This is a genomic window from Lactiplantibacillus sp. 3062 (assembly GCF_055413545.1).
On record NZ_JBVAYE010000002.1, the window covers coordinates 165,370 to 178,884 of the forward strand.

At 45.9% G+C, this 13,515-nt stretch carries 13 protein-coding genes; all 13 read left to right on the forward strand.

What is annotated here, in order from left to right; genetic code table 11:
- Nucleotides 1-10 precede the first annotated feature (10 nt).
- The 13 genes from ACWQAU_RS03755 (at nucleotide 11) to ACWQAU_RS03815 (ending at nucleotide 13,353) form a co-directional block, all read left to right on the forward strand.
- On the forward strand, nucleotides 11-595 hold the full coding sequence (locus ACWQAU_RS03755) for an ECF transporter S component (RefSeq protein WP_003644438.1): 585 nt from the start codon (nucleotides 11-13) through the stop codon (nucleotides 593-595).
- 335 nt (nucleotides 596-930) lie between these two features.
- The gene (locus ACWQAU_RS03760; protein WP_027822038.1) at nucleotides 931-1,974 is read left to right on the forward strand and encodes a YpbB family protein; all 1,044 of its coding nucleotides are present in this window, start codon (nucleotides 931-933) and stop codon (nucleotides 1,972-1,974) included.
- Nucleotides 1,961-3,400 carry a RecQ family ATP-dependent DNA helicase gene (locus tag ACWQAU_RS03765; RefSeq protein WP_060417958.1) on the forward strand — a complete coding sequence of 480 codons (1,440 nt, stop codon included), beginning with the start codon at nucleotides 1,961-1,963 and terminating at the stop codon, nucleotides 3,398-3,400. Before ACWQAU_RS03760 ends, ACWQAU_RS03765 begins: the two co-directional genes overlap by 14 nt.
- A 61-nt stretch (nucleotides 3,401-3,461) precedes the next feature.
- A complete protein-coding gene (locus ACWQAU_RS03770) occupies nucleotides 3,462-4,094 on the forward strand; it encodes a LysM peptidoglycan-binding domain-containing protein (RefSeq protein ID WP_053338901.1) in 633 nt (210 codons plus the stop codon).
- 34 nt (nucleotides 4,095-4,128) lie between these two features.
- Complete coding sequence (cmk, locus tag ACWQAU_RS03775) at nucleotides 4,129-4,815, forward strand: (d)CMP kinase (RefSeq protein ID WP_003640590.1); 687 nt, start codon at nucleotides 4,129-4,131, stop codon at nucleotides 4,813-4,815.
- Between the two features lie 89 nt (nucleotides 4,816-4,904).
- Complete coding sequence (gene rpsA / locus ACWQAU_RS03780) at nucleotides 4,905-6,194, forward strand: 30S ribosomal protein S1 (RefSeq protein WP_003640589.1); 1,290 nt, start codon at nucleotides 4,905-4,907, stop codon at nucleotides 6,192-6,194.
- Between the two features lie 134 nt (nucleotides 6,195-6,328).
- Entirely contained in the window at nucleotides 6,329-7,639 is a 1,311-nt protein-coding gene (gene der / locus ACWQAU_RS03785; protein ID WP_003640588.1) for a ribosome biogenesis GTPase Der, read from the forward strand.
- 250 nt (nucleotides 7,640-7,889) lie between these two features.
- Nucleotides 7,890-8,165, forward strand: coding sequence for an HU family DNA-binding protein (locus ACWQAU_RS03790; protein ID WP_003640587.1), 276 nt, complete (start codon nucleotides 7,890-7,892; stop codon nucleotides 8,163-8,165).
- A gap of 211 nt (nucleotides 8,166-8,376) precedes the next feature.
- Nucleotides 8,377-9,645, forward strand: a complete 1,269-nt coding sequence (locus ACWQAU_RS03795; protein WP_003644434.1) for a tetratricopeptide repeat protein — start codon at nucleotides 8,377-8,379, stop codon at nucleotides 9,643-9,645.
- A 110-nt stretch (nucleotides 9,646-9,755) separates the two neighbouring features.
- Nucleotides 9,756-10,553 (forward strand): Cof-type HAD-IIB family hydrolase, encoded by a 798-nt coding sequence (locus ACWQAU_RS03800; protein WP_011101579.1) that lies wholly within the window; start codon nucleotides 9,756-9,758, stop codon nucleotides 10,551-10,553.
- A gap of 285 nt (nucleotides 10,554-10,838) precedes the next feature.
- Nucleotides 10,839-11,624 carry a 4-hydroxy-tetrahydrodipicolinate reductase gene (gene dapB, locus ACWQAU_RS03805; protein WP_016511645.1) on the forward strand — a complete coding sequence of 262 codons (786 nt, stop codon included), beginning with the start codon at nucleotides 10,839-10,841 and terminating at the stop codon, nucleotides 11,622-11,624.
- Nucleotides 11,621-12,844 (forward strand): CCA tRNA nucleotidyltransferase, encoded by a 1,224-nt coding sequence (locus ACWQAU_RS03810; protein WP_027821361.1) that lies wholly within the window; start codon nucleotides 11,621-11,623, stop codon nucleotides 12,842-12,844. The genes dapB and ACWQAU_RS03810 overlap by 4 nt, the downstream gene beginning before the upstream one ends.
- A 56-nt stretch (nucleotides 12,845-12,900) precedes the next feature.
- Nucleotides 12,901-13,353, forward strand: a complete 453-nt coding sequence (locus tag ACWQAU_RS03815) for a hypothetical protein (RefSeq protein ID WP_003640581.1) — start codon at nucleotides 12,901-12,903, stop codon at nucleotides 13,351-13,353.
- Nucleotides 13,354-13,515 lie beyond the last annotated feature (162 nt).

Genomic DNA, 13,515 nt, shown 5'->3' on the forward strand with positions numbered 1-13,515 from the left:
AGGGTGCGTTATGCAACATACAACGTTACACCGACTAGTGGGCATAGCCTTACTCGGTGCCATTGCGTATATTTTAATGTTACTGGAGTTTCCGATTTTACCGGTAGCGCCATGGATGAAGATTGATTTTTCAGATATTCCAATTCTGATTGGGCTCTTTCTCTTTGGTGTCGGGGGCGCGTTTGTCATCACTATCATCAAACTGCTCCTACATTCAGCCATGATGGGCTTTGCCATCTATGACTTAATCGGTTCTTTTGCTAGTTTTTTAGGTACGGCAGTATTGATTTTAGCATTTGCATTAGTACTTCGTTACTATCGGGGCAATCCCAAGTGGCGGATGCCTGTGGCGATTGTGGTCGCCACAATCGGCCTGGTGGTGATTGAATCGTTGGCTAACTTAACGTTTGTTCTGCCATTCTATTTGCAAGTAATGGGTATGAAGCTCAGCATGTCGCTGAATACAGTGGTGTTAGTGGCAGTCATTCCATTTAACTTGATCAAGGGATTGCTAGTGGGCAACGTCTTCTGGCTGGTCTATCAGCGATTAGCTAAGTGGTTAGGCAACCATAATCAGCTTATGAGCCGAATTTAATCTAAGTCGTTAAAATAATGTGGGTGGTCACTAATTGCGTAACTGCAGGGTGACTGCCTTTTTATATTGGTGCCACCGTGATATTCTTAAAGACGCACACTGCCGGTTGGCGGATGGTTATCCATGAGCTTTAATGTGGCAGTAAGTTGATGAATTCGAAGTTTCAATCAAGGCTTAGAAAGATTAAAAAGCTGTCGGCCGCTATGCTGTGTCGCGGGTCACTGTCAGCGACACTGACGCACGTAAATTTGGGCTGATCACGACTTAATTTAAAAACTGGCACATTTAGTGCGCAATTAACAATCACAACAGCAAGACTTAAGGGAGGCCTTAGCGTGTTTACAGACTACGTTTTATTGTTATTCAGTACGACGCCGCGACGAGCAAAGGGCCTATTCAATGTCTTGCGCGGCCGCCGTACGGTCTCCACGCTTTTTGCGGGGTTAACTGCCGGCTACTTGGATTTGCTCGACAGTTGCCACGAGGTTCCCTTGGAAGATTTCATGGCAGCAACTGCGGCTTTGACTGAAAACGGTCAATTGACGAGTACGGCCACGGGATGCTGGCAATTAACGCAGGCGGGGGAACATCGGCAAGCCAAACTCCGACAGACTTTATACATGCCCCAAAATTTTGAAGTATTTCAAACCACTGATGTCCGCCGATTTAGAATCGTCAGTCAGCTAGCCCTACAAGTCGTTTCCGAACTCGTACATCATAATCGCCATTATTATCCGGTGACGACTGATCCGGGGATTCAAGCCCAGGTCAAACAATGGCTACGTCAGCAGTCGAAGGTGGAACTTGGCGAGCAAATTCATGCGGCCTTGACTGCCTTCTTGACGAGTTTGGCAGACCCAGAGTTGCCAACGGTGTTTGTTCAAGGTATAACGGGGTATCAAGAACCGGGACTGACTAATGAGCAATTAGCGGCACAATTAGGTCGACAACCCTGGGAGGCTAGCTTGATGCACACAGACGTGATATGCCAATGGATTGCTTGGATTCAGCGACACCCGCGTGATCCATTTTCCCAGTTGTTGTCAGTGCTCACTCAAGCGAGTGCCATCAGTCAAAGCGCTGAGCAAACTTACCAAGCTTTCTTGAAGACCCAGCAACTTGCAGCAATTGCGCAGACGCGGCACTTAAAGATGAGTACGGTACGGGAGCACTTGTTGGAGGTGGCGATTTGGTCGCCTGATTTTCCGTTTGAAATGGTGTTGAATCATGAATTAACTCAGCAGTTGGCCACCATCTTTGCAGCCCAGTCCGACATTGCAAACTGGTCATTCCAAGAGGCCCAAACTGCGCTACCCATGCTAGATTTTTTTGAATTTCGGCTATTTCAGATTATGAGGTGTCAGTATGTCAGAAGATGAATTATATGAGCTGTTGAAAACGAAATATGGCTTCGATGAATTTCGCCCCGGGCAGCTAGCCGTCATTCAGAAATTATTAGCAGGTCAAGATGTCTTGGCAGTGTTACCAACTGGGACCGGCAAATCATTGATCTATCAACTCGTTGGAACCGCACTGCCCGGGCTAGTTGTGGTGGTTTCACCGCTGATTTCCTTGATGCAAGATCAGGTGGCGCGCTTAAACTATCAAGGCGAAAAGCAAGTTGCTGCTTTGACCTCCCAACTAGATTATGGTGCTCGCCAGTATCTGCTGAATCATTTAGGACAGCTTAAATTCTTGTTCATTTCGCCGGAAATGTTGGGTCAAGACATTATTCAAACAGCGCTGATGCAAGTGCAACTGGCGTTATTAGTTATCGACGAGGCCCACTGCATTTCAACTTGGGGACCAGATTTTCGCCCTGACTACCGTCGCCTTGGTCAAATTCGACAACGGTTACAGGCACCGACAACGCTAATGCTCACGGCAACGGCTACACAACGCGTTCGACAAGATATTTTGACACAATTAACCGTTCCAGATGCCCAGCAAGTCTTATATTCGGTTAATCGTCCTAATATTTACTTAGCAGTCGAACAGGTCAATGATGAAGCTAGTAAACGCGTGACCTTGCAACATTTAGTGACAAGTGCGCGCGGACCAGTCATCGTTTACTTTACTTCCAAGCGGCAAACTGATTTGATAGCGGAATGGCTACGAACGACAACCACGTTACGGGTCGCGGCTTATCATGCCGGCTTAGCGACTGATGACCGTTTCAAGATCCAGCAGCAGTTCATGGCAGGACAATTGGATGTGATCTGTGCTACATCTGCTTTTGGAATGGGTATCAACAAAGCTGATATTCGCTTAGTGATCCACTATCATTTACCGACGACTTTGGCCGACTATGTTCAAGAAATTGGGCGCGCAGGTCGTGATGGTCAGCAGGCGATGGCGATTATGTTGTACGCACCAGGTGACGAAAACCTGGTGCGGAATTTGAACGAATTGACGGCTGCGACTCCCAATGAAATTCAGCAAGATTATAGCCGTTATCAAGCGCAGCAGCCACCGACTGATGATCGTAGTAAGGTTTTGCAGTCATACTGGCTACAAGGAACTCCTCCAACGACCGTGGCAACGATTTTTGCTGATCGCCAAGCAGCTAAGGAACGTGAATTGCGGGCGCTCATGGGTTACGTCCAAACGACAACTTGTCATCGGACCGTGATGTTAACTTACTTTGGTGAGCCAGCTGTTACCCATACAGATCAGTGTTGTCAGTTGGCTGGTGAACCACTACCGCTGGCTGCGTTAGGGTTGATGGCGACGCATGATGAGTCAACAGCCACGATAATGTCGTGGGATCAGCACTTAGCTCAATTGTTTTTACCAAATTCTTAAAGAAATCAATTCCGGGTTATGTTACAATATTGGTTGAAAGTTTTTTGAGGAGGAACACCCTATGAGTCAAAAAAATGATAATGACAAATCCCAAGCGGATAAGCCGTGGGACAAAACTTTTGAAGACGATCGGGATGACTCGGGCAATTTATCGCGAACTCAAAAACGAAAACAAGACAGTAGCAACTCTACGCTAACGACTGTGTTAGTCGTACTAATATTGTTGCTTGCTTTGGCACCAATTGGTTATTTCTTGGTGAAAAAGAATTCGCTTAATAATCCGCAACAGACTGAACAAGTTGCTAGTTCGAGCTCGAAGAAGTCATCGGCCAGTGTTGCTGCCAGTAGGTCATCGACTGCTGCTAGCAAGAAGAAGGCGGCCGCATCGTCGAAAAAGGCGGCTGCTAAAAGTAGTAGCTTAGCCTTGGCTAGCTCTAAAGCTGCCAGTTCCAAGGCTGCTAGTTCTACTGCTGCCAGCTCGGAAGAAAGTGCGAGTACTGACGACAGCAGCGCTAGCAGTAGTAGTAGCTCCTCAGAATCATCTTCAGGGACTAAGTACGTCACGGTAGAAGCCGGTCAAGGGGTCTATCGGGTCGCTACGAATGCTGGAATCTCAGTGGATAAGCTATTGGAATTAAATGGGTTATCATCTGATGCAACGATTTCGGCTGGTCAACGGTTACGTGTCCGTTAATACACGATTTTTTCAGATTGTGAGGGGTTAGTTAATGGCTAAGCAAGCATTACAGGTGGCCATCGATGGTCCGGCTTCAGCTGGCAAGAGTACCGTAGCCAAACTCGTTGCAAAACGGTTTGGCTATATTTATGTGGATACTGGTGCCATGTATCGGGCAGTCACGTACTGGGCAATGCAACAGCACGTTGATTTAGCAGACGAAGCGGCTGTGATTACGGCAATGAAGTCGCTCAAGATCAGTTTTAAACCCGGCGAGCCGGATCAACTGGTTTTTGCTAATCAGGAAGATATTACGGCGGCGATACGCCAGCCAGACGTGACGAATAACGTCTCGACGATTGCGGCGTTACCACAGGTGCGTACGATTTTAACTGAGCAACAGCGAGAGATGGCCAATGCAGGTGGGATCGTGATGGACGGTCGTGATATCGGGACAACGGTATTGCCCAATGCTGAAGTTAAGATCTTTTTAGTTGCTTCAGCGGCTGAACGGGCTAAGCGTCGATACGCCGAAAATGTAAAAAAAGGGATCGACACGCCCTTGGCTCAGCTACAGGCTGAGATCGAATTACGTGACCACAAAGATTCAACGCGTAAAGTGTCACCATTAACACAAGCAACGGACGCCACACTTGTTGATACGACGCCAATGTCAATCGATGAAGTTGTTGCTGCCATTGCCAAAATTATTACAAAAAAACAAAGTTCAACAATCTAATTGCATTAACTTAATGCTTTTAGCTAGCTTTTCATTGCATTTTCAGCTATGATATAGGTTAGAGTTATTGTTGACAGGAGGAAATTTGCATGAGTGAAAACGAAAACAGCCAAGAGAAAAATGAACTTTTAGACGCTTTAAACAGCGTTGAAGAAGTAAACGTCGGTGACGTTGTTAAGGGTGAAGTCTTAGCAATCGACGACGACAAACAAGTAATTGTTGGTATCCAAGGTACCGGTGTTGAAGGGGTCGTTCCTTTGAAGGAACTCTCAACACAACGGGTTGACGATGTCAACGAAGCCGCTAAAGTCGGTGATGTATTAGACTTGGTTGTCATTTCTCGAATTGGCAGCGACAAGGAAAACGGCAGTTATTTACTGTCACATCGTCGGTTAGAAGCTCGCAAAGTTTGGGACGATGTTGAAAAAGAATACGAAGCAGGTCATACGATTAAAGCTCCGGTAACGCAAGTTGTTAAGGGCGGGTTAGTCGTTGACGCTGGTGTTCGTGGCTTCATCCCTGCCTCAATGATTGATGATCATTATGTTGAAGACTTAAATGCCTATAAAGGCCAAGAACTTGAACTTAAGATTATTGAAATTGAACCTAGCGAAAATCGCTTGATCTTATCACACCGTGCCGTTGTTGAAAAGCAACGCGAAGCACAGCGTGAAGAAGCTTTGAAGACCTTACAAGCTGGTGATGTCGTTGAAGGTAAAGTTGCTCGTTTGACGAACTTCGGTGCCTTTGTTGACCTCGGCGGAATTGATGGTTTGGTTCACGTTTCAGAAATCTCATACGAACGGGTTGAAAAGCCTGCTGATGTATTGAAGGTTGGTCAAGAAGTCACGGTTAAGATTTTATCCGTTGATGCTGACCGCGAACGGGTTTCATTATCAATCAAAGCAACCTTACCAGAACCTTGGGATGGTATTGAAGAAAAAGCACCACAAGGGGCTGTACTTGATGGTAAAGTTAAGCGTTTGACGAGTTTTGGTGCCTTTGTGGAAGTCTTCCCTGGTGTTGAAGGGTTAGTTCACATTTCACAAATCTCACACCAACACATTGCAACACCAAACGATGTCTTAAAAGTTGGTCAAGAAATCAAAGTCAAAGTCTTAGACGTTCGTCCAGACGAAAAGCGGTTAGCTTTATCAATTAAAGCTTTGGAAGAAAAGCCACAAACTGCTGACGATGACAACGAAAGTCAACCAGAACGTCGGAGTAACAATAACCGTCGTCGTAACAACAACCGGGACAACCGGACTGCTAGCGAACGTTCAACGGCTAATGCTCCTGAAGAATCAACTGGTTTCACTTTAGGTGATTTGATCGGTGACGAATTGAAGAATGCTGAAAGCAACAATGATGAAAACTAATCATTGATTGATTAAAAATACCCTTCAAGCTTGCCTTGAAGGATATTTTTTTAGGAACAGATTAGTTGGTGTTACCAATTAATTTGAGACTCGTAGCAGGAACCTGACGCTACGAGGGTAAAGGAGGAATTAATATGGCAAAACCAGTCGTCGCCATTGTTGGGCGACCAAACGTTGGTAAATCCACGATTTTTAATCGGATTGCGGGTGATCGGATCTCGATTGTTGAAGATACACCGGGTGTGACTCGTGACCGGATTTACGCCAACAGTGAATGGCTTGGTCAAGAATTCAGTTTGATCGATACGGGTGGGATCGATATCGAAGATGCCCCATTCATTAAACAGATCACACAGCAAGCCGAAATTGCAATCGATGAAGCTGATGTCATTATTTATTTAGTTAGCATCAAAGAAGGCGTCACGGACGCTGATGAACACGTTGCCCAAATCTTGTACCGGTCGAACAAACCGGTCGTGCTGGGTGTTAATAAAGTCGATAACCCTGAACTTCGGAGTGAAGTCTATGACTTTTATTCCCTTGGCTTTGGCGATCCGTACCCTATCTCAGGTGCGCATGGACTCGGACTTGGGGACTTGCTCGATGCTGTTATCAAAAACTTTCCTGAAAAAAGTGGGGAGGACGAACCGGGGACGATTCGTTTCAGTTTGATTGGCCGCCCGAACGTGGGTAAGTCATCAATTGTCAACGCCTTGCTGGGTGAAGACCGGGTCATCGTTTCTGACGTGGCTGGGACAACCCGGGATGCCATTGATACCAAGTTTACTGATCAGGATGGTGACCGGTTTGTGATGGTCGATACGGCCGGTATCCGTAAAAAAGGAAAAGTTTACGAAAATACCGAGCGTTATAGCGTCATGCGTGCACTCAAGGCAATCGATAATAGTGACGTGGCACTCTTTGTCATCAATGGTGAAGAAGGCATTCGTGAGCAGGATAAGCGGGTTGCTGGTTATGCGCATGAAGCGGGTAAGGGTATTATCATCGTGGTCAATAAGTGGGATCTGGTTAAGAAAGACAACCACACCATGCAAGAATTCGAAGCGTATATTCGTGATCAGTTCGTTTACCTGAGCTATGCGCCGATTATTTTTGTCTCTGCTAAGACTAATCAACGTTTGGAGCAACTACCCGCGTTGATTAAGAAAGTCAATACGAACCATATGCGGCGGATTCAGTCGTCCGTTTTAAATGACGTTATTATGGATGCGATTGCGATGAATCCGACACCGAGTGACAATGGTAAGCGGCTACGGGTTTACTATGCCACTCAGGTGGCGATTCAACCCCCAACTTTTGTGGTCTTCGTGAATGACCCTGATATGATGCACTTTTCATATGAACGGTTCCTTGAAAATCAAATTCGGAATGCCTTTGATTTTAGTGGTACGCCGATCCACATGATCGAACGGCGACGTAAGTAGGCTAAAGCGCGTAAAATCAGCATTTTAGCACATTATTTGATTGATGTAAACGATTATCATCTTTTTGCGCTATTTTCGCTGAAAAGGCTAAAAAAGCTTGCTATTACAGCATTCCTATGCTATCTTTGATGAAGAAATGATGCTTGTTATCGTTTCTCTCATTTTTGGACCACTCAAAAATGATCATCTGGATCAACGATGTTAAAAAGCACGGCGATCCTTCACTCTGTAACGGGGAGGTGAATCAAACATGGCAAACAAAGCTGAATTAGTTAACAACGTTGCTGCGGCAACTAACTTAACGAAGAAAGACGCAACTGCTGCAGTTGACGCAGTCTTTGCATCAATCCAAGACACTCTTGCAAAGGGTGAAAAAGTTCAACTGATCGGATTTGGTAACTTTGAAGTACGTGAACGTGCAGCTCGTAAGGGCCGTAACCCACAAACTGGTGACGAAATCCAAATTCCTGCAAGCAAAGTACCTGCATTTAAGCCAGGGAAAGCTTTAAAGGACGCAGTTAAATAATGCATATCAGTTAATGAAATGCAAACATGAAAGCCAGTATAGCGACCGTTATACTGGCTTTTTTGCTGTCGTCTGCGGTATGATAGACTGTCAGGTCAAGCGATTAACAGCTGGTATCCCATGTGACGATATCAGGCTGACTATTGCAATAAATGATGAAACCATGGCGACTAAATGAAGTCGTTTCTTAGTGGTTTAAAGGATGGGTGTAATGAGTTATTCAGAAAAAATGCTCGCAGCACTATCAAACGGGCAAATTGACACGGCCAAAAAGCACTTTGCATGGGCCTTACGTAAGGACGATGACCAGACGCTGTATAGTCTGGCTGAAGAATTGTACGGTTTGGGCTTTTTAAAGCAAGCGGAACGGACTTATAAGAAGTTACTGGCTAAGTATCCCGATGAGGACGACTTACGGACAAGTCTGGCTGATATTGCCATCGATGAGGACGATACGGACCTGGCACTCGACTATTTACAACAAGTTAAGCCAGACTCACCGGCATACGTTCAAGCGTTGTTAGTTGAGGCCGATCTATACCAGACCCAAGAGTTATTTGAAGTCAGTGAGCAAAAACTCAAGGAAGCCTATCAGCTGGCACCGGACGAACCAGTTGTCGAATTTGCGCTCGCAGAATTTTACTTCTTGATTCGTAACTACGGTCAGGCGACTCGCTTCTACTTGGACTTGATCAAGCAGGGACAACTAGAGATCTCTAAAGTTAACTTAGTTGAACGACTAGGGGTGGCTTATGCTGAGTCCGGGCGCTTTGAGCAGGCGGTGGGCTATTTAGAACAAATCAAGCCTGCCAAGCTCACGCCGGACAGCCAGTTTGAATTAGGCTTCACTTATTTGCAATTAAACGAGCCCCAGAAGGCTGTTGATATCTTCGACAAACTGCGGGAACAAGACAATCAGTATGCGTCCCTGTATCCATACTTGGCCCAGGCCCAAGAACAACTTCATCAACTGGACAAGGCGTTATTAACCTTACAAGAAGGTTTAGCGGTCGACCAGTACAATGAGCAGCTGTACTTGCAAACTGCCCGCTTAGCCTTGAAATTAGACGATCAGGAATTAGCTGAAAAGTATTTACGGGAAGGCTTGAGTATTGACCCTGATAATTTGACTACGGTATTGGAACTGTCTAATTTGTTAGTTCAGCGGGAACGTTATCAAGACAATATCGACTTGTTGGATCAATATTTGCAAAGTAATGAGTTTGATCCACAGTTCTACTGGAACTTGGCAATCTCTAATGACCGGCTCGATCATTTTCAGGCGGCTAAGGATAATTACGAAGCGGCTTATCCGTTCTTTGAACATAACAAAGATTTCCTTAAACCAGCAATTTATTTCTTCCGCGAAGCAGGAATGGCCGACAGTGCCGTGGCAGCGTTGCGGAATTATCTAACGATTGAACCAGATGATGGTGAAATGGTTGCGATGCTAGAAGACTACGAGGATCAGGGCTACTAGGCCTTTAGTTCTTCACCGCTTGCTGAGAGTTTCATTCCTAAAGTTGTTGAAACCACTTTCAATTTTGGTAAAATGAACGTATATCAAATTCAAGTGAGGCGTTTACTATCGTGAAAGTAGCTATAATTGCCACCGATTTAGATGGCACGTTTTTGAGAGACGACCATCAGTTTGATCACCATCGGTTTCAGGCCCAGTTGGATCAAATGAATGCTCAGGGCCAGCACTTTGTTGTGGCGAGCGGCAATCAGCTGCAACATTGTATTGATGTTTTTGACGGGATCAACGGTGAATTGACCTATGTGGCTGAAAATGGCGGGTTAGTCATTGATAATCACGGCAACGTGTTGGCTGAAAGCTTGATTGAGCCGGCGCTTTATCAGGAACTGTTAATTTACGTGGCGACTGAACCAGCACTGGCTGGTGCTGAGATCTCGGTCTCCGGCAAGCAAGGGGCATATATTCGGCCCCAAGATGACAGTCCGATCATGCGGTACTATTTGAGCCGGCTGCAAGTGGTGCCATCGCTATCAGCAATTGATGACCATATCTATAAAGCGACTTTTAGTTGGCAAGCCACGGATGCTGATGCGCACGCCGCTTTGATCAATCAGCAATTTGCTGGCCGGTTACGGGCAACTGTCAGCGGTGGTAATGGGCTTGACGTCATTCCACCACATGTTAACAAGGCAACCGGGCTTGCTTATCTCCAGCAGCATTGGCACGTTGCCCCTAGTCAAACGGCCGCGTTCGGTGATAACGGTAATGATCTTGAAATGCTACGGGAGGCTGATTACAGTTTTGCGATGCAAAATGCGATTGCACCCGTCAAAGAGATGGCTACGTATCTTACGTCACATGACAATAATCATGATGGGGTGTTAGCGACGATTGACACGTTAATTTAGCGTCACCAGGTGTTGTTGGCGGCCGAAATATATAAGCAAATAGTGTTCGACCGAGCGGGACTACGCTTTGAGTCAGACACTATTTTTTATTCATATCAGTGTTATAGGACGGACGTGGATCGTCCCACAAAGTAGCAAGTTAATTAGCGGGACCGTTTTAGCCATTGGGCATGAACAAAATGGGGCTAGTTTAACAGTTTAAACAGGTTCGGCGAGGATTCTCCTGCCTAATTTGGCAATTGTCTGCTAAAATATAATTAGCTTAATCTTGAGGAGGAATTTATTGTGGTAAAAGTAATTGTTGCCGGCTATAAGGGTCGGATGGGTAGTACGGCTGCTCAGATGGTCATTGATAATCCTGATTTTGAATTAGTTGGGGTCTATGACGCGCGCAGTGGAGAACAAAATCTAGGTGAGGACGACCACTTTAAGGGTCAAGACGTGCCAGCTTTTCATGATTTAGACCAAATTAAGACGGATGCCACGGTCTGGATCGACTTTACGATTCCAACCGCCGTTTATGAAAATGCAAAGTTTGCACTTAACCATGGTATTTCGCCTGTTATTGGGACTACTGGGATGACCGATGAACAAGTTGCCGAGTTGCAAAAATTAGCAAAGGACAAGCAAGTGGGCGGCCTCATTGCGCCTAACTTTGGGATCAGTGCCGTCTTACTCATGCAATTTGCCCAACAAGCAGCGAAGTACTTCCCAGATGTTGAAATTATCGAGATGCATCATGACGATAAGATTGACTCGCCAAGTGGTACTGCTATCAGTACTGCTAAGAAGATTGCTGAAGTTCGGCAACCAAAGGAACAAGGTAATCCTGACGCAACTGAAACTCTACCTGGCGCACGTGGTGCCGAATATGAAGGGATGCGGATTCACGCGGTTCGGTTACCTGGACTAGTGGCGCACGAAGAGGTCATGTTTGGCGGCCCTGGTGAAGGGTTAACGATTCGCCAAGATTCCTTTGACCGGATCTCATTTATGACTGGTGTCAAAGTGGCGGTTGAAAAAGTTAACCAGTATCACGAACTCTTTGTTGGTTTGGAGCACTTACTATGATTTTGACGCAGTTGCCAGCTGAGTTTCAAGCAGCTAAGCCGATTATTGAGACGATCGAAGCGGCCGGCTATGAGGCGTACTTTGTTGGTGGGTGTGTTCGCGATACGATTTTGGGCAAGCCCCTACATGACGTCGATATTGCGACCAGCGCGTTTCCGGCTGAAGTCAAACAATTATTTAAACGGACGGTTGATACGGGAATCGAGCACGGAACGGTGATGATCTTAGATCACGGCAATGGTTATGAAACGACGACGTTTCGGACTGAATCTGGTTACCAAGATTTTCGCCGCCCTGATCATGTTACGTTCGTCCGATCATTGAAAGAGGACCTGAAGCGCCGGGATTTCACAATCAACGCCTTAGCCATGACTGCTAACGGTGAAGTGATTGATCTGTTTGACGGGGTAGCAGATATGGAACAAGGAATCTTACGCGCCGTTGGAGTGGCTGAAGAACGGTTTCACGAAGATGCGCTGCGGATGATGCGTGCCGTTCGGTTTGCAAGTCAGTTAGGCTTTACCATTGAATCACAGACCGAACAAGCGATTGCCGATAATGCGGCGTTGTTGGCGAAAATTGCCGTGGAACGGACGCGTGTCGAGTGGGAGAAGCTGCTGATGGGGCAGCACCCAGTTGCTGGTTTGACCGGCTTGCTGACCACTGACTTGTATCGTTATATGCCCGCAATGGCTGATCAAGAAGCGATGCTGCGACAGTTAATGGCACTTCCAGCTTGGCATTTGCCGAGTATTGAAAGTACTTGGACCTTGCTTAGCTGGACCATGCAACGGACTGACGAAGCGGCTGTTCGCCAGTTGTTAAAGACGTGGAAGACGAGCAATGAGCTGATTAATCACGTGACGGCCGCTATTAAAGCGCTGATAGCGTTAAAACACAACGGTCAGTTAACTGCGCAGGAGAACTTTTATACGGGCTTAGAGGCGCTGAAAACGGCTAATCAGGTGGCTACGATTTTAGGCTTTGGCCAGGACCAAGCACAATTGGTGCAAGCTTATGCTAGCTTACCAATCCATGACAAGCATGAATTGGCCATTAACGGTGGCGATTTATTGAAAGCTAAATTGGTGACGCCTGGGCCAATGATGGGTCAAATTCTAGCGGCTTGCTTACAGGCCGTGGTGATGAAACAGGTCCCAAATCAGCAGGATGCTTTGCTTGATTTTGCAAGGATGGTAGCGGATTCAAAAAAACATTGATATTTTCTATGAATCTGTTACGATTAAAGTGAAACTAATTCAATGAGGTGATTTGAATGGAACGAGCATTAGAAGCATTGAAATTTCATTTTCGGAATGGTGACACTTGGACAGTTCATCATCAAGATATCTCTGACCTGTGGATCGGCCGGGTAACGACGAGTTACGGTCGAATTAAGGGTGGCCATATGACCATCATTCATCCTTGTAAATCATTTAAGGCTGAATTTAAACCTGACGCTGATGCGATCGATCCGGACACGACCCAACTATCATCCGTGACAAGTGGGATGTTTGAACGGGTGACACATTATCAAGACATTGAAAAAATTGACATCCTGTTTGGCGACGAACGTGGTAGTGAACAAATTTACTTGCCATTCAAGCCACGGGATGCGGATGGTATCGACAACATCTATCAGACGAGCTCATTAGCCAGCGATGGAAAATTACACTTAGTCGTTGATGATGAACGGACCGTCTTTGATGTTTATGGTGATCATAACTAATAAGGTGTTGCCAAACAACTCTTGGGGCCGAGTGAGCCTCAGGAGTTTTTTTGTGACTCACGCCCCAATCAAATCGATGATCGTTAGGAAATATTAACGTTGATTTGCGCGTTTGTCAGTTGTGTTTTAAGCCGATTCTAGCTAAGATAGAATTTAATGATG

Coding starts and splice junctions, on each gene's coding strand:
- ACWQAU_RS03755 (WP_003644438.1), top strand. CDS start 11: ATGCAACATACAACGTTACACCGACTAGTGGGCATAGCCTTACTCGGT.
- cmk (WP_003640590.1), top strand. CDS start 4,129: ATGGCTAAGCAAGCATTACAGGTGGCCATCGATGGTCCGGCTTCAGCT.
- der (WP_003640588.1), top strand. CDS start 6,329: ATGGCAAAACCAGTCGTCGCCATTGTTGGGCGACCAAACGTTGGTAAA.
- ACWQAU_RS03770 (WP_053338901.1), top strand. CDS start 3,462: ATGAGTCAAAAAAATGATAATGACAAATCCCAAGCGGATAAGCCGTGG.
- ACWQAU_RS03790 (WP_003640587.1), top strand. CDS start 7,890: ATGGCAAACAAAGCTGAATTAGTTAACAACGTTGCTGCGGCAACTAAC.
- ACWQAU_RS03810 (WP_027821361.1), top strand. CDS start 11,621: ATGATTTTGACGCAGTTGCCAGCTGAGTTTCAAGCAGCTAAGCCGATT.
- ACWQAU_RS03795 (WP_003644434.1), top strand. CDS start 8,377: ATGAGTTATTCAGAAAAAATGCTCGCAGCACTATCAAACGGGCAAATT.
- rpsA (WP_003640589.1), top strand. CDS start 4,905: ATGAGTGAAAACGAAAACAGCCAAGAGAAAAATGAACTTTTAGACGCT.
- ACWQAU_RS03765 (WP_060417958.1), top strand. CDS start 1,961: ATGTCAGAAGATGAATTATATGAGCTGTTGAAAACGAAATATGGCTTC.
- ACWQAU_RS03815 (WP_003640581.1), top strand. CDS start 12,901: ATGGAACGAGCATTAGAAGCATTGAAATTTCATTTTCGGAATGGTGAC.